Annotated in this window: 15 protein-coding genes and 1 pseudogene; 11 read left to right on the forward strand and 5 right to left on the reverse strand. The window is 38.9% G+C overall.

Going from position 1 to position 15,586, the window contains the following annotated elements:
- Nucleotides 1-41 precede the first annotated feature (41 nt).
- The 6 genes from Xsze_RS10135 (at nt 42) to Xsze_RS10160 (ending at nt 4,443) form a co-directional block, all read left to right on the forward strand.
- A complete protein-coding gene (locus Xsze_RS10135; RefSeq protein WP_038237817.1) occupies nt 42-1,112 on the forward strand; it encodes a hypothetical protein in 1,071 nt (356 codons plus the stop codon).
- A 472-nt stretch (nt 1,113-1,584) separates the two neighbouring features.
- Nucleotides 1,585-1,803: a hypothetical protein gene (locus tag Xsze_RS10140; RefSeq protein WP_038237815.1), complete on the forward strand. Its 219-nt coding sequence runs from the start codon at nt 1,585-1,587 to the stop codon at nt 1,801-1,803.
- A 232-nt stretch (nt 1,804-2,035) separates the two neighbouring features.
- Nucleotides 2,036-2,911, forward strand: coding sequence for an integrase domain-containing protein (locus tag Xsze_RS10145; protein ID WP_038237813.1), 876 nt, complete (start codon nt 2,036-2,038; stop codon nt 2,909-2,911).
- Nucleotides 2,912-3,165: 254 nt separating this feature from the next.
- A complete protein-coding gene (locus tag Xsze_RS10150; RefSeq protein ID WP_038237812.1) occupies nt 3,166-3,432 on the forward strand; it encodes a helix-turn-helix domain-containing protein in 267 nt (88 codons plus the stop codon).
- Nucleotides 3,433-3,548: 116 nt separating this feature from the next.
- The gene (locus tag Xsze_RS10155) at nt 3,549-4,043 is read left to right on the forward strand and encodes a hypothetical protein (RefSeq protein ID WP_244431791.1); all 495 of its coding nucleotides are present in this window, start codon (nt 3,549-3,551) and stop codon (nt 4,041-4,043) included.
- 70 nt (nt 4,044-4,113) lie between these two features.
- A complete protein-coding gene (locus Xsze_RS10160; protein WP_038237809.1) occupies nt 4,114-4,443 on the forward strand; it encodes a hypothetical protein in 330 nt (109 codons plus the stop codon).
- A gap of 626 nt (nt 4,444-5,069) precedes the next feature.
- Here Xsze_RS10160 and soxR read toward each other — a convergent pair.
- Nucleotides 5,070-5,531, reverse strand: a complete 462-nt coding sequence (gene soxR, locus Xsze_RS10165) for a redox-sensitive transcriptional activator SoxR (protein ID WP_038237808.1) — start codon at nt 5,529-5,531, stop codon at nt 5,070-5,072.
- A 171-nt stretch (nt 5,532-5,702) separates the two neighbouring features.
- On the opposite strand from soxR, the pseudogene Xsze_RS10170 reads away from it, so the two are divergent.
- Both Xsze_RS10170 and ygfZ read left to right on the forward strand, forming a co-directional pair.
- Nucleotides 5,703-8,227: pseudogene (locus tag Xsze_RS10170) on the forward strand (efflux RND transporter permease subunit); the annotation flags it as partial.
- 191 nt (nt 8,228-8,418) lie between these two features.
- Nucleotides 8,419-9,420, forward strand: coding sequence for a tRNA-modifying protein YgfZ (gene ygfZ, locus Xsze_RS10175; RefSeq protein ID WP_038237805.1), 1,002 nt, complete (start codon nt 8,419-8,421; stop codon nt 9,418-9,420).
- Nucleotides 9,421-9,608: 188 nt separating this feature from the next.
- Here the strand turns inward: ygfZ and Xsze_RS10180 are convergent, their stop codons facing one another.
- Nucleotides 9,609-10,259, reverse strand: a complete 651-nt coding sequence (locus tag Xsze_RS10180) for a GIN domain-containing protein (protein ID WP_038237803.1) — start codon at nt 10,257-10,259, stop codon at nt 9,609-9,611.
- Nucleotides 10,260-10,907: 648 nt separating this feature from the next.
- Here Xsze_RS10180 and Xsze_RS10185 point away from each other — a divergent pair.
- Nucleotides 10,908-11,633 carry a hypothetical protein gene (locus tag Xsze_RS10185; protein WP_038237801.1) on the forward strand — a complete coding sequence of 242 codons (726 nt, stop codon included), beginning with the start codon at nt 10,908-10,910 and terminating at the stop codon, nt 11,631-11,633.
- Nucleotides 11,614-12,096, forward strand: coding sequence for a hypothetical protein (locus Xsze_RS10190; RefSeq protein WP_209435276.1), 483 nt, complete (start codon nt 11,614-11,616; stop codon nt 12,094-12,096). Before Xsze_RS10185 ends, Xsze_RS10190 begins: the two co-directional genes overlap by 20 nt.
- A gap of 84 nt (nt 12,097-12,180) precedes the next feature.
- On the opposite strand, the gene mltD is transcribed toward Xsze_RS10190, so the two are convergent.
- Entirely contained in the window at nt 12,181-13,518 is a 1,338-nt protein-coding gene (gene mltD / locus Xsze_RS10195) for a murein transglycosylase D (RefSeq protein ID WP_038237797.1), read from the reverse strand.
- Nucleotides 13,519-13,589: 71 nt separating this feature from the next.
- A complete protein-coding gene (gene gloB / locus Xsze_RS10200) occupies nt 13,590-14,345 on the reverse strand; it encodes a hydroxyacylglutathione hydrolase (RefSeq protein WP_038237796.1) in 756 nt (251 codons plus the stop codon).
- Between the two features lie 54 nt (nt 14,346-14,399).
- Here gloB and Xsze_RS10205 point away from each other — a divergent pair, with 54 nt between their 5' ends.
- Nucleotides 14,400-15,107: a class I SAM-dependent methyltransferase gene (locus Xsze_RS10205; RefSeq protein WP_038237794.1), complete on the forward strand. Its 708-nt coding sequence runs from the start codon at nt 14,400-14,402 to the stop codon at nt 15,105-15,107.
- A gap of 6 nt (nt 15,108-15,113) precedes the next feature.
- On the opposite strand, the gene rnhA is transcribed toward Xsze_RS10205, so the two are convergent.
- Nucleotides 15,114-15,584 carry a ribonuclease HI gene (rnhA, locus tag Xsze_RS10210; RefSeq protein WP_038237792.1) on the reverse strand — a complete coding sequence of 157 codons (471 nt, stop codon included), beginning with the start codon at nt 15,582-15,584 and terminating at the stop codon, nt 15,114-15,116.
- Nucleotides 15,585-15,586 lie beyond the last annotated feature (2 nt).

Raw genomic sequence — 15,586 nt, forward strand, 5'->3', positions numbered from 1 at the left:
ATATCAACTTGTGGTGGCAACAAAAAAAGAAGGAAATAAAAATGGAGTTAGCACCATTTTTTCATCAATACATAGATTTTAAATGTAGCAAATCCCCTGTTTCTCGAGAAATTGATAAATTTGTATATTATCAATGTGAAGATGGTGGAGCTGAACTTTTTTTTATTGAAAGTGATGATATCGTATTTCCGGAATGGAATTATCACTTATTCCCAGAAGACCCACATTACTATAAAGAGTGTAATTGGAAGCCTATATTATTTGATAGATTTGAAGGGGTGAACTTATATGATGAACAGGTTTTTTTATATCTGCTGTTCACTGTAAATAGTATCACATCTATTAGTAAAATAAATAAAAATAATATGGCTAGGGATTTTGTAAAAAATTATTCATTTTTACAGCTTTCTAGAATAAACGATTTTTTATCTATATCGAAAAGAGATAAAAACAAATTAAGAAATTTATTTCTCCATTCTTTTTTATATTCACATCCTGTTAACCACGAAACTTTATATGCATTTTCCATTAGAGATGGTGATGTTTTTCATATTAAAAGCGGAGTCTTGGCTAAGGATTATTTTAACTCGTATTATGATTTCTTTGTTGAGCACTATGATGAATATAAGAATAAAATACCAATTACAATTGATGAGGTAATTAGTTGTAAAAAATTGACATCCTTATTATTGGATAATATTGAAGGGAAATCCAATGGTCTTAAATTCCCAAGAGAAAATATTGAAGATGGATTAATTGAGGCTGTTAATAATTTTCATGTCCTTATTGATGTTTACAATAAGGATAAAGAAAAGTTTTATGAGAAACTAAAAAATAGTTTATTGGGTAGTAATAGAGAAAATATCTTTGTTGAGTTTTTGTTACAAAATTATGTTTGCTATATTCTTTATTTTGATATGGATGAGATTAATAACTTTGTGGAATGTTTTTCAAAGGAACGCGAGCTTTGTGGTTTTTTAATAAATAAAATTTTTTATAATCCTATTTTTATAAAGAAAATACTAATCGCTCAAAAAAAGAACTTATCTTCATATGACCGAGTAATTTGTTTTTTAGATGAGGAAACAATTAGTATGTATAACCATACTTGAATTTTTATTTAGCCTTTATTTATAGCGAACCATTATATTTCCATGTTGAAAATATGGGTCGCTATAAATTTTATCAAAAATAACCTCTTATACATTTCTATAAATAAAAATTATTCTTGTCGAAATTCTAAAAATTCGTTAATCTGAACCGACTCACTCACCATCACATGATGGTACATAGCTGTAACAGCTATAAAACTCTCGTAGCCTGAAAGAGAGAGCAAGTATTGCGGTACGTCTGCGCACCTTTGGAAGCAGATATTGTCAGACATAAACCCCTTGTCTAACAATGAAGGTTTTTTAAACTAAAAAATACCTCAAAAGGTGTTTTTAAACTGTTACCTAAGCGCATTGAACACTGAATCATGCACTTCACGTCATACCATAAAATTATTCTCATACACCACATTCATACTTCTACGATCTCTGTTTGAAATATTCAGCAGATAACTTTTCTGCATCCAAATAATTAATGCATAACTATCGTTTGACACTGCACCTTGCGGCGTTTGCTGTGCCTGCTGGCATTTCAACGTTCGCACGATTGTTGCTAACTGTTCGCGGATTTAAGGCGTCACTTTTTGTCGGTTTACCGCTGAAAGTGACGCCGCAGCAAAAGAATAATCTGACAATGATAGGCTCACGCCTACTTAACCACACAGTGAATCTGACACTGCATTTTATAGATTGAAAAATCATCAAAAGGAAAACCTGACGATATCGAGGCTGGAACTTTGCCAGTGGGGATGACCTGTTAATACAGGCGGCAGTACCGCGTACTCAACCGATACCCCGCAATACCTCAACACGCGTTCACTCTGGCGCACAGATATTCGTCAGGGGGTAAAGCCGGTATTTCCTGCTTTGTCCGTACTGTCGCGCGCCAGAGATCGCATGTAGAAAGGTTGAGTAAGGAGAAATCGATGAGTCGATTGATTAAGGAATTAAAGTTTTTTGCCCGACAGGGCGGTGGCAGCCATAAAACCTGTCATGACCGCATTCGGATCGCGGGGCGTTTGGGCGCGTTGTTATTAAGTCTGAATATTCAGGTTAAAAGCCTCAGCCATTTAAAAACCAAGCATGTAGAGCACTACGTTGATGCCCGTTTATCGCAGGGTGTTGCTAAACGAACAGTGCAAAATGAAATGGCTGCGCTGCGTAACATCTTCCGTATGGCAGGCAGGGAGAAACTGGAAACGTCTCCGCGTTTGAGTAATCAGGAATTGGGATTAAGTAAAGCCAGCCGCGCAGGAACAAAACAGGCGATCCCTGATGCCACGTTTGAGGTTGTTTACCAGAAAGCCCTTGAACGAGACGCCGGATTTGCAGCCACACTGAAGCTTGCCCGTTTGATGGGGCTGCGTTCTCAGGAAGCTGTGCAGTGTAGTGCTTCATTGAAAAGCTGGCGAAAACAATTAGAACAACCTGAGCCAAAATTGCATGTTGTTTTTGGTACAAAAGGCGGCCGACCAAGGCAAACCCGTGTATTGGATATTGTGGCGGTGAAAGAGGCTGTAGAACAGGCCATTGCAGTGGCTGAGCAGAGAGGTGGCAGATTGATTGATAAGCCAGATCTCAGGCAGGCCATGAACTACTGGCGAACTCATACCACAAAAATTGGTTTAAAAGGTTGCCATTCTCCTCATAGTTTGCGCTATGCGTGGGCGCAGGATGCATTGAGTTTTTACCGGCAGAATGGCTTTAGTCATCAGGAAGCACGAGCATTGGTTTCAATGGATTTGGGACACGGTGACGGACGCGGGCGTTATGTTGAACGGGTTTATAGTCGTTCAACTTAGCAGTTCAGTTATTGAGATAGATAAAACAATCAGTTAAAGTAACCCCGCCATTGGCACAATCCAATGGTAAGGTTTAGCAGCCTTGAAGAGTAACCCCGCTGGTAGGAATTTCTACCAGTGGTGCTTGCTATCACCCTTTCAATGGTGATTCAGGTAGGGGAGGCTTCGGCCTCGCCGGTTGGTTACTCCCGGTCTGCTAACCCTGCCTTGAATCACCACCATCAATAATTAATTAATGGAAAGGGGTAGCAGGAATGATTGATCTTAAAAAGGACTGGCATCAGGCTGATATTATTGCTGCATTACGTAAGCGTGGTACTACTTTAGCATCAGTCTCCCGTGAAGCGGGATTAAGTTCTTCAACATTAGCTAATACTCTCAGCAGGCCTTGGCCGAAAGGTGAATGGATTATTGCAAATTATCTCGGAATACACCCTTCAGAAATCTGGCCTAGCCGTTATTTTGATCCTCACACTGGAGACTTGTTAGAAAGGAAAGTTCGCAAAGTATCTACAGAATAGTTTATGTTTATCAAATAGCCATGAGCATAAAAATATTTACAGTTATTAACTGTATACTCATGGCAATTTATTTTCACTAATTGTTTTCAAAAAAGTAAATCATCAAGGAGCATATTTTGAAACGCTGTCAGAGATCACCAGCATTCTCAGAAATAAAACGAGGAATAAAACGTTACGCTAGAGATATGAATCGATGGTGGGAAAAATTACAACATTCTTCTATTGCAGAATGGTCATTATTAGCTGGCATAGGATGTTGGGGAATCCCCAATAAAAGAGCTCAAATAATTGCTTTCATACTTAGTTTGATGTTCTTTTTTGGTAAACTTGCTTCTATTAATCATAAATCTAGTTTTTCTAAAACTGAAAAAAACATAAAGAAAAAAATAATGAATTCATATCTATCCGATTACGAAAGAGGTGTTCTATTTAAAAAGTTAGATGATGTGAGACGATTTAGAAGCATTTGGAATTCATGGTATGTTTTTAAACGGAACTGGAAATTTTTATCAGGGTGTATTTTTCTTGCGGTGTCATTTGTTTTCAATTTATTTGATTCGTTTGAATTTGAAAATATTTTATATAAGCCCATTTTAAATTATTATATTTAATTTGTTACGCTTATTAATTAAACACAAGGTTGGTTTTTTATGTTCATTATAAAATATATTTGGTTATGAAATGAGAAATTATTTTTACTTTAATTTAGATCTTTTATCCAAAGAATTAGATGTTCTCTATACTAAAGAACACTTAGATGAAAATAATTACTACTTTAAAAATAAAGAAATTAAAACTAGAATTGTACATTTGATTGTGGAGGCTAAAAATTCCAGAGAAATTGAATTTATTGATAAAGCATTGCTATTTCTTTTTGAAAATACAGGTTGTCATGAGGATCTTAAAGTTTTAAATGAAATAAATAAACCATTGTTTGAGGCTAAAATCCTTAATGATGAATCTTTAGATAAATATTTGGTTGAGTATTCACCGTTATCTCGGTGGCTGTAATTTGGTCATAATGAAATTTAGTTGAGTTACTATTTTAATAAAATAAGAGATAGATAGTATTGAAACTATTATTTCATTTTTGACAATATTGGTTTTATTGATGATATTTTTGCAATGAAAACTCTACTGTCAGCTGTACCAACCAGATAGAAATCAGGCAAACAGAGACAAAATAATATGGGGGTATTATAGGGGGTATGGTAGATAATTGAACTAAATAAAATCATTTAAAAACAATAGATTAATTTCTAATATTGAATCCTGTAGGTCTGATAATTGGTTGGTTAGTGGGTTTTGCAAATGAAGCCGGTATTGTTGTCGTCAAGGCCGTCGTAATCGCGAGTGTAATAGCAAAGTGGGAAACTTTAAAAATATTTTTCATCGAATACTCCTGATAAATTAGAAAACAATACAATTCTAATAATTACTAAATGACATTTATACAGAGAATTCCAATGGCGCTATATTGTGTTTCAAACTACATTTTTATTGAGTTATCTGCAAATAAAAAAATATAATTATTTATATAATGGCGTGTTTAATAAATTAGCCTTTAAAATGTATTCTTTTGAAGATCTTTATTATTGGTAAAAATCTTCTCTATCTGACTATAAAAAATAGGGCTTTTAAGGTTTTTCCAAAATAATTGCCCCTGTTCCTTTTTCTCCCAAAATATCATTCGGATTGCGTAATGGGCAGTCGTTGAGGGAAAGACAACCGCAGCCAATACAGCTATTTAAGTGATTACGTAGCTTTGTTAATTTTTTGATGCGTTTATTCAGCATATCTCTCCAGTGTGATGAGATGGCTTGCCACTGGTCTGCTGTTAAATTGCTATTGGCGGGGAATTGCCCTAAAACTTCCTGAATTTCTTTGAGTGGAATTCCTGCACCTTGTGCAACTTTGATAATTGCCAGATAACGTAAAACAACAGAAGGGAAACGTCGCTGGTTTCCTTGGTTGCGTGTGCTTTTGATTAATCGCTTAGATTCATAAAAATGAATCGCTGAAATTGAGATCCCACTGCGTTTTGAAACTTCGCCAATCGTTAAAGCCCTACTGATATCAATGACTTTATCTTTTTTCATTCCTATTGACCTCAAGTTAACTTGAGGTTTTATAGTGCAGCTTTGCTATGTCTGTCAACGAGTAAAAATACCGCTGATTATTCGAGCCAGAAAAAAGACGGAACTGTTTTTACCCAAAATAGAGGAAATAGATAATGCAACGTTTTATTGAAAAGGTACTTGGAAGTCATAACGGCAGTCGCTTATGTGGGGTTTTCCAGTGATACCTTGCCCATCTCAGCGGTGACAGACTATTTATCAAGAGTGGTTGAACCGATGTTTTCCTTAATAGAAGGGGTATCAAAGGTTCAGGTATTTGGTGGGCAACAATTATCCATGCGTCTTTGGCTGGATGCTGACCGTTTGGCAGGACGGGGTTTGACAGCCGCTGATGTTGCAGCCGCAGTCAGGAAAAATAACTATCAGGCTGCCCCGGGAAAAGTGAAAGGGGAATATGTTGTTTCAAACATATACGTCAATACGGATCTCACCAGCGTTGAGGAGTTCCGTGATCTTGTTATTCGTAACGATGGTAATGGACTGGTTCGCCTGAAAGATATCGGGACGGTAGAACTGGGGGCGGCATCCACGGAAACGAGCGGTCTGATGAATCAAAAGGCGGCTGTTCATTTGGGGGTATTTTCAACGCCGGCGGGTAACCCTTTGGTGATCGTCGATGGCATAAAAAGTCAGTTACCCGAGATCCAAAAAACGCTTCCTCCCGGTGTTAACGTCGAACTGGCGTTTGAAACGGCAAGCCTCAATTGATGAAGTCGTCAGCACTCTCATAGAAGCCTTGATTATTGTGATTGCAGTGATTTATTTATGTTTAGGATCACTGCGCAGTGTGTTGATCCCCGTTATCGCCATTCCTTTGTCGATATTGGGGGCGGCTGGGTTGATGCTGGCATTTGGGTTCACCATCAATTTACTGACCTTGCTGGCAATGGTACTGGCGATTGGTCTTGTTGTTGACGATGCGATTGTTGTCGTTGAAAACGTTCATCGTCATATTGAAGAAGGAAAATCACTTGTTGCAGCGGCATTGATAGGCACCCGGGAAGTTGCGGTACCCGTTATTGTCATGGATATTACCCTTGTTGCGGTTTATGCGCCGATTGGCTTGATGTCCGGCCTGACGGGGTCATTGTTTAAAGAATTCACCCTGACTTTGGCGGGCGCGGTCGTTGTCTCGGGGATTGTCGCCCTGATTTTAGCGCCGGTCATGAGTTCTTTTCTGTTGAAACCGAAGCAACAAGAGGGATTTGTAGCACGAAAGGCAGAGGCTTTTTTCGAGGGGTTGGCGCATTATTATTCCCGCGCGTTGAATTTTTCTTTGCAGCACAGAGGGAACTGGATCGTGTGTTCAGCGAAATCCCTGAAATGAAAAGTACGTGGATAATTAATGGAACGGACGGGCCATCCTCAGGCTACAGTGGGGTTAACTTGACAGAATGGGGGAGCGTGAGCGTTCTGCTTCAGAAATTCAGTCTGCGTTACAAACGGCAGTAGGAGAAGTTGAAGGTAGCAGTATTTTTGTATTCCAGCTTCCACCACTACCCGGCTCTACCGGGGGATTACCTGTCCAGATGGTATTGCGTAGTTCACAAGACTATCAGGTGCTGTATCAAACAATGGAGGATATTAAACAGCGGGCGCGAGAAAGTGGATTATTTGCTGTGGTAGACAGTGATCTCGACTATAACAATCCCGTGGTTCAAATACGTATTGACCGCGCAAAGGCGAACAGTTTGGGTATTCGTATGCAGGATATTGGTGAATCACTGACATTCCTGGTAGGGGAAAACTATATTAACCGCTTTGGTATGGAAGGCCGCTCATATGACGTCATTCCACAAAGTATGCGTAGTCAACGACTCACACCAGAAGCGCTAGCGCGTCATTTCGTGAGATCTGAAAACCAAAATATGATCCCGCTTTCTACTGTTGTTTCTGTTTCAACGAAAGTTGAGCCTAACAAATTAACCCAATTTAATCAGCAAAATGCGGCAATTTTGCAGGCTATTCCGGCGCCGGGAGTCACATTGGGCCAAACAGTGGCTTTTATTGAAAATGCAACCGAGAGCTTGCCTGTGGGGTTCAGCCATGATTGGCAGTCTGATTCACGGCAGTATAAGCAAGAAGGAAACACCCTTGTTTTTGCTTTCCTTTCTGCCTTAATCATCATTTACTTGGTGTTGGCGGCACAATATGAAAGCCTCGTTGAACCTTTGATTATTCTGATCACTGTACCGCTTTCCATCTGTGGAGCGTTATTCCCACTGGCGATGGGGCATATCACATTAAACATCTATACCCAAATTGGGTTGGTCACACTGATTGGCCTTATCAGTAAGCATGGGATTTTAATGGTGGAGTTTGCCAATGAATTACAAGTAACAGAAGGAATAAACAAGCGCTTGGCGATATTGAAGGCCGCGAAAATTCGTTTGCGTCCAATATTGATGACAACAGCGGCAATGGTTATCGGGTTGGTGCCGTTATTGTTTGCCAGTGGTGCTGGTGCAAATAGCCGTTTTGGTATCGGGCTGGTCATTGTCTGCGGTATGTTGGTGGGTACGTGCTTCACATTATTTGTGTTGCCAACAATATATACATTGCTGGCAAGAAATCATTCTGCTGTGACAAAGAGAAAACAGGATCTGGCAGAAGCCGATGAAATAATGGGCAACACAATTAAACCTTCTTTGAATTAAAAATTAATGGTGGATAACAGTTCCTATAGGCAATGGATTTTAATAAGCCTCTCATTAATACCGAGGGGCTATGCCAGCAACGCGGTCCTTCGGAAGGCGACGGGCATATTTATGGTGGATATAGGAACTGTATTTTCATATACCAGTCACGGCGTATTTTTTTAAACTTGTTTATTGATAGAGGGATTATTATGGTTTATCAAAAACTGTTTTCGAAATTAATTCAGTCTCCTCCTCTTTCTTCCGCTTTACTTCCGTTAACATTGATGCCGCTGGAAGAGTGGGGAGTAGTAACCGTCACCGGTGCTGACAGCCAGCCGTATTTACAAGGTCAAGTTACCGCAGATATCAATTTACTTGGCAATAATCAGCATGTACTAGCCGCTCATTGTGATGCTAAAGGAAAAGTGTGGAGTAATTTGCGGTTATTTCATCGCCACGATGGATTTTCTTATATTGCACGTCATAACCTTCTTGAGATGCAACTGACGGAATTAAAGAAATATGCTGTATTTTCTAAAGTCACGCTGACTGAAGATAAAGAAAGTATTTTGCTCGGTATTGCGGGTAAAAAATGTCGGGAATCATTGTCGGTATTGTTTCCGAGCCTGCCAGATGCAGCTAACCCAGTGGTTCAGCTGGGATCAACAACATTACTTTATTTCTTCCGGCCAGCAGAGCGGTTTTTATTGGTCACAGATGTGGAAATGGCCACGGAATTAATAGAAAAATTACGGCCATCATTAAATGACAGTCAGCAGTGGTTGGCATTGGATATTGAAGCCGGTTTTCCTGTCATTGAGGCCGTGACCAGTGCTCAATTTACTCCGCAAGCCATTAATCTTCAGGCCATTGAAGGCAGCATTAGTTTTGATAAAGGCATGTATATGGGATTAGCCACCATAGCGCGGACTAAATATCGTGGTGTAAATAAACGGGCTATGTATTGGTTAGCCGGAAGTTCTGGTTATCTTCCTGTTGCCGGAGATGAATTGGAATGGCAGCTGGGTGCAAGCTGGCGTCGAACCGGAACAATTCTGTCGGCGGTAAAAATGGCTGATAATACGATTTGGATTCAGGTTGTCATGAATAATGATATGAATGAAGGAAATATATTTCGTTTGTATGGTGATGAAGGTCATTCATTGACTATTCAGCCATTACCTTATTTATTGAATTCTGACACAGAATAGTAACTCTGTGTTTAACTATAAAAGCAACTATCTCTTATAATAATATTCACGGTACTTCACAGGGATATTTTACACTTACGAAGATACCACACCGACTAAAAGAGAGCGGGGAATAGCTGGCCAGCATGATATTGCGCAATAGCCGCTGCGTTACCACCCGCACTCGTGAAGATTTTAGCGGTTAATCGTTAAGAACAAGAACTTGTGGAAACATGACTGGTAATATTATCTTTGATTTTGACGACTGCATCTTTATCGACAGAGATACTGGCTCCGGCGGTCAGGTAACCGGTAATGTTTGGAATATGGCAAAGAGAGGCTTTGGCACCCATGCTTAAGCTGATTTGAGCGGAATCGGCGCGAAATTTCTGAGCAGGCTCATTAAATATTGCCCCCATATTTAACTCCAGACCTAAATGTTTAGTTTGACCTTCAACATCTATCTGACTTCCCATTTCACCGGTGACTTTCAGTTTTTCACTATTGACAGCACAAGCTGCTACTTTTGCTTTAACCCCTTGTTTAATTGAGATATTATTCAGTGGTTGATTGGTGTATAAAGTAATATCAAGGCGTTCAGAGAATGAATTATCTTTGTTGTTAGCTTCGTTAATTAAATTAAGCATATTGCCATCAAAAGCGATATCAAGTTTATTGATGGCTGATTGTGATCCTTTGACATTTAAAGATGAAGCATCAGCACATTTGATGGTGAGAATAATTCCTTTCTGTGCATTAACAGCTGTGAATTTTTGTAGCTCAACCGTTTTTTCTGCTGCCATTGCAGAATGAAATGCTGCCCCTGAAATGAATGCCATTAAAATTGCAAGTTTTTTCATAAAAATACCTATGATACAAGTAAGGGTTATGTGATCAGATAGTCAAGATCCAATAACATATTGGATAAGATGGTTATAATATACTTAACTGATGAGTTTATTTTTTGAACGAATCATCTTGGAGTTTATACTTAACTAAAGGCGCTATTCAACATGTTTAATTGTTATTTGTATTTAAATTAAAAAAGTAACGAATAAACTATCATCAACAATATATCGTAAAGGGGTGTTTTATCAGATCAGATTAGATTATTAATTACATATTGTAATTATTTGTTATCAATTTTACATAGATATTTAAAGCCTGCCATGTCATCTTCCGTTTTATCCTTCACTATAAACGGCGTTATGTTGTTATCATGGTTTTATGCTTCAATGTTTTTCGCTTCTCAATAGGAAATGGGGTTTGGTTTAAGTCCAAAGAGAAACAAAATAAATTTTTTGATTTTATTTTATCATTATTGTAATTTATGTAATTAATGATGTCGCCATTGTTTATTAAAGTGATAATGCATTAATTGACAATAAGAAAAGAAGTATTTTGATGAATTAAATATATACCAAGAACTCACATTCCAGTTTATGTTATGGACGATAAATAGTACGTTAGTACCCGGGTATGGGCAGTATTCTGATATGAATGTTTTCATGAAAGGTTATTCCTTTCTCCAGCTTTCCCATATTAATAACAGTGATTATTTAACGAAGAAACAAAAAGAAGAAATTAGGGATTTCTTTTTTTGGCATTTTCTCTATACACATCCGGTTAATGAAGAAACGTTAGAGGCATTTAGTTTCAGGGGGCAAGACCTTTTTTATTCTGATGCCAATGTTAAAGTTTCCGATTATTTTCGGCTATACCATGATTTTTATATTGAAAGATATTCCAGCTATAAAGATAAGCTGGAGGTCAAACCCCAAGATATTGAGCAATTCAAATATCTGACTTTAGATTTAATCAAAGTCATTGAAGGAAAAAGTAAAAAACTGAAATTGCCTGATGATGAGGAATTAAGCATTATACTTAATTATGTCAATAATATCGATTTTTTCTTGAAGAGTTACTATTCAGATAGGGAGTCGATTTTTAGACTTTTAAAAAATGCATTATTGCGAAGCGATGAAGATTCATACCAAAACTATATTTTTAGTGTTTTTATTCAAAACTATGTATGTTATATCCTAAATTTTGATTTTGATGAGATGAAATATCTTGTGGATTACTTTAATGAAGATATTGATACATACAATAATATTATTAAAAGAATTCATAGTGACGCTATTTTTATTGATAGACTTGTCTACCTTAAAAAAGTAGATGTCCTGAGTTACGATACCTTCTTTATGGCATTGGATGAAAATAGAAAAAGGTAGTATAGAGAGAAATAATATGGTTATGAAGCTCATTCCAGAAAAGGTTGATTTCAGGATTTCAACCACAGATTTAGAAACAGTTTATACCGAATCAGGCGGGATGAAATTAAGGATTGATGCACAAAAAAGAGAGGATATTGAAAATAATCATTATCGTGAGATAGTGATAAATTTTGTGAGTGTTGCTGAATTAAGATGTACGACTGTCAATTTTTGGGAGTTCCATTATTCGGATTTCATTATTGAAAATGTTGCTGGAAATGACGGAATGGCTTTCTGGAGAAAAAACAATTATTCAGCAGATCCGCATTTTTATGAATTGGCCAATTCTAAAATCCTTGAAGAGCGAGGAAAGCGTTATGACCCTCGTAATGGACTCAACCTAAAGCATTATCTTATTATCGGATATGATAGTTACATTGAAGTTGTCGCATCAAAATATGAATACCAATTTTTATCTTGAGATAAAATAATGCTCTGATTGGGAAAGGCGACGGGAGTAAGCTCCCTAATAGAATAGGGAGCGGCATGTTGTGACATGATGTTCTTAATTGAGATAAAGAGTTAACGCGATACCGGGTTTCATCTCTTTGATTTTGATATTTTTATTCCAATTAATCAGATCATTGAGGTTGACGCCGTGGCGCTTGGCGATGCTGGAAAAGGAGTCACCTTTGCGTACCCGGTAGGTAATGGGACTACTTTTATCAATTTTCAGTACTTGCCCAATCCTGAGGTGATCCGCTGTTTTCAGGTTGTTCAACTTTTGCAACTCACGATGGTTCGTATTAAAGCGTTTCGCAATCGCTGACAGTGTATCTCCAGAACGAACTGTGTATTGGCCTTGGTGTTGTACCTTACGGGTATTGTTTACAACAGCCAGACGGATATCTTTCAAGGTGTTTTTATCGGTCAGCGAAGTTTTAAACTGGTGAACATTCTTCTTCGGTAACATGATGTAATACGGACCGTAAGGAGAGGTCATTCCTTGTTTATAACCCGGATTATAGGCTTTGAGCGAAGTCAGAGATAATCCGGATAATTCAGCCGCTTGGGACAACATGATGGGTTGCCCGACATCAACTTTGGTCAGTGCTTCCTGATTGCTGAGTTTTGGCAACTTGAAACCAAATTTTTCATTGTGGCGAACAATATGACTCAACGCCAAAATCTTGGGAACGTAGTGCATTGTTTCCCGTGGCAATGACAGGGACCAGAAATCCGTCGGTTTTCCTTTTTCCTGATTATCCTTGATTGCTCGCATGACCCGGCCTTCACCGCTGTTATAAGAAGCAATGGTTAATAACCAATCACCATTGAACCGTTTGTTCAGACTGTTCAGCATATCCAGAGCAACTGTCGTTGATGCGGCGATATCCCGACGGGCATCGTACCACTTATCTTGTGTCAGGCCATAATAGCGGCCGGTGCTGGGGATAATCTGCCATAAACCAGCGGCCTTGGCATAAGACGTAGCATGAGGGTTAAAAGCACTCTCCACTATGGGCAGGAATACTAATTCCATTGGCATATCGCGTTTATCAAGCTGCTCAACTATCCAATAAAGATACGGCTCTGCTTTTGACGCCACATTTTGGAGATGACTCTTATGCTTAAGGTAGTAATTTTGTTCTTCACGCACCCTGTTATGATCAGGAATTTCCATCTTCAACTCATCACGGATGTGTCCCCACAAATCTTGTTGGGCTGTTGGACTCACCTTCCAGCTTGCAGTTTTTTCTGGTTCTGCAATGTCGCCTGTTTTCTGATTCGTCGAAGACATTTTCTGTTTTTGTGTTTGTTGCTGGGAGGGCACTTTTGGTTGCAAGCCCGACTGACACCCAGCAAGCAAAACAGAGGCGAACAAGATCGCTTTTGTCTTCATGTCTCGATTCACTTTTGCCTAAAAGGTGAGCGATGATACTGAGCAATCAAGCAGAAGACAACCCAACAGGATCAAAAATTATCTTTATAACCTCTTAGTTGCTGAAAAACAGAAGAAAGTGGTATTGAATTAGGTTTAATGCCGATATTTTTTTGTAAATCAATGTCGTGACAATTTAAGAATATATTTATTTTTCTCTCCGTCTGTAAAACTGTAGGGACGGTTGCTTGATTGTTCTCACGTAATTGAATGATTTTATGATAGTAATCGTCAATAACCTGATTTTCAGGCAGGATGGTTTTCGCAAATGCCATGTTTGCAGCGGTATATTCATGGGCACAGCAGATTAAGGTATCATCGGGCAGTGATGAAATTTTCGCGATGGAGGCAAACATCTGCTCGGCTGTACCTTCAAAAATACGCCCGCAACCGCCGGAAAACAGGGTATCCCCGCAAAATAAATAGGGTGCCTGATAAAATGCGACATGACCCAGTGTATGGCCCGGCAACCCAATGACGTTGAAATAAAATTGTTCAACGTTTACGACGTCATGTTCATTAACAATATGTGTGGCGCCTTTATTTCGGGTTTCTTCCGGGCCGTAGATGGGTAAGTCGGGATATTTTTTGAGTAAACCGGCTACACCACCGACATGGTCATGGTGGTGATGTGTCAGCAGGACAGCCACAGGTATAATTTCATTTGCTGCTAGAATATTAATGACTGGTTGTGATTCAGCGGGGTCAATAATGACACAATGTTTGCCTTCATCACAAAGTAACCAAATGTAGTTATCTGAAAGTACAGGGATCCTGATAAGCTCCATGATATGCCTCATTTTTTCGTAATCGATTTACCATTGGTTGGAAAGGAAGATGACATGCAACTAGTACGTTCAGTCAAGAAAATAATAATACCTGATTCTTGGGCTGAGTTACCTTGGGGAGAGTATTACCGTGTGGCTCTGGAACGTCAATTGGAACCATGGTGGCCAAAAATTTTTGGCTTTCATTTGCTGAAAATCGGCCAATTAAGCACGGAAATTGATAGCCGCTCCTGTTTGATAAGCCATCAGGTCAATGTAGGATTGCGAGGGGACAGCATGAATGTGATAACTGATCCTCATTATCTCCCTTTTGCCACTAAATCTGTTGATGCCTGCTTGTTGGCCCATTTATTGACTTATAGCATCGATCCTCATTGGTTATTGAGAGAAATAGACCGCATCATGATTGATGATGGCTGGTTAATTATCAGTGGATTTAATCCGATGAGTTTAGCCGGATTAAAGAAAATAATTTCACCTTTGTCTCATCAGTTCTCTTGCAATGCGCAGATGTTTTCTATGTACCGACAATTGGATTGGCTTCGGCTTCTGAATTATGAGGTGATTTATCATGCTAACTTTCATGCACTGCCGTGGCAAAATAGCAATAACACGTATAAGTCAGTATTCGGTTGTTTGAATGTGATAATTGCCCGCAAGCGGACAATACCTTTGACGTTGAATCCCATGAGGGCTGCTTTATTGAAGCCTAAATTCAGTAATGCACTGGGAGCAATAAAAAATTTTCGCCGGCGTTATTAGCGTTGTTCAATTCTCATTGTCAATATAACCATGATCGGCTTGGGTCGGATTGTTAGCGGCTGCACGTGCCAGTTCATCACACAGCTCGTTTTCATGATGACCCGCATGGCCTTTAACCCAGCGCCAGTCTATTTTATGCTGCAAGATAGCTTTATCAAGCCGTTGCCAGAGATCGACATTGATAACAGGAGATTTGTCTGCTTTTTTCCAGCCTCGCTTTTTCCAGTTATGGATCCATTGGGTGATTCCCTGTCGGACATATTGGCTGTCAGTCGTGAGGATCACGGTGCAAGGTTGTTTAAGGGTTTCCAGACCGATAATCGCGGCCATCAACTCCATGCGGTTATTGGTTGTGCGAAAATAACCTTGACTCATTTTTTTTTCATGCTGAAGATAACGGAGCAAAACGCCATATCCTCCGGGGCCGGGGTTGCCAAGGCAAGAACCATCGGTGAAAATTTCTACCTGTTTGTTCATCT

This window comes from Xenorhabdus szentirmaii DSM 16338, from assembly GCF_002632585.1.
Taxonomy (GTDB): Bacteria; Pseudomonadota; Gammaproteobacteria; order Enterobacterales; family Enterobacteriaceae; genus Xenorhabdus; species Xenorhabdus szentirmaii.

Excerpts from the sequence above, each read along its gene's own strand:
- Xsze_RS10160 (WP_038237809.1), top strand. The coding sequence starts at position 4,114 with ATGAGAAATTATTTTTACTTTAATTTAGATCTTTTATCCAAAGAATTA.
- Xsze_RS10145 (WP_038237813.1), top strand. The coding sequence starts at position 2,036 with ATGAGTCGATTGATTAAGGAATTAAAGTTTTTTGCCCGACAGGGCGGT.
- Xsze_RS10185 (WP_038237801.1), top strand. The coding sequence starts at position 10,908 with ATGAAAGGTTATTCCTTTCTCCAGCTTTCCCATATTAATAACAGTGAT.
- Xsze_RS10140 (WP_038237815.1), top strand. The coding sequence starts at position 1,585 with ATGCATAACTATCGTTTGACACTGCACCTTGCGGCGTTTGCTGTGCCT.
- Xsze_RS10205 (WP_038237794.1), top strand. The coding sequence starts at position 14,400 with ATGCAACTAGTACGTTCAGTCAAGAAAATAATAATACCTGATTCTTGG.
- rnhA (WP_038237792.1), bottom strand. The coding sequence starts at position 15,584 with ATGAACAAACAGGTAGAAATTTTCACCGATGGTTCTTGCCTTGGCAAC.
- soxR (WP_038237808.1), bottom strand. The coding sequence starts at position 5,531 with ATGAAAAAAGATAAAGTCATTGATATCAGTAGGGCTTTAACGATTGGC.
- gloB (WP_038237796.1), bottom strand. The coding sequence starts at position 14,345 with ATGGAGCTTATCAGGATCCCTGTACTTTCAGATAACTACATTTGGTTA.
- Xsze_RS10180 (WP_038237803.1), bottom strand. The coding sequence starts at position 10,259 with ATGAAAAAACTTGCAATTTTAATGGCATTCATTTCAGGGGCAGCATTT.
- Xsze_RS10190 (WP_209435276.1), top strand. The coding sequence starts at position 11,614 with ATGAAAATAGAAAAAGGTAGTATAGAGAGAAATAATATGGTTATGAAG.
- ygfZ (WP_038237805.1), top strand. The coding sequence starts at position 8,419 with ATGGTTTATCAAAAACTGTTTTCGAAATTAATTCAGTCTCCTCCTCTT.
- Xsze_RS10135 (WP_038237817.1), top strand. The coding sequence starts at position 42 with ATGGAGTTAGCACCATTTTTTCATCAATACATAGATTTTAAATGTAGC.
- Xsze_RS10150 (WP_038237812.1), top strand. The coding sequence starts at position 3,166 with ATGATTGATCTTAAAAAGGACTGGCATCAGGCTGATATTATTGCTGCA.
- mltD (WP_038237797.1), bottom strand. The coding sequence starts at position 13,518 with ATGAAGACAAAAGCGATCTTGTTCGCCTCTGTTTTGCTTGCTGGGTGT.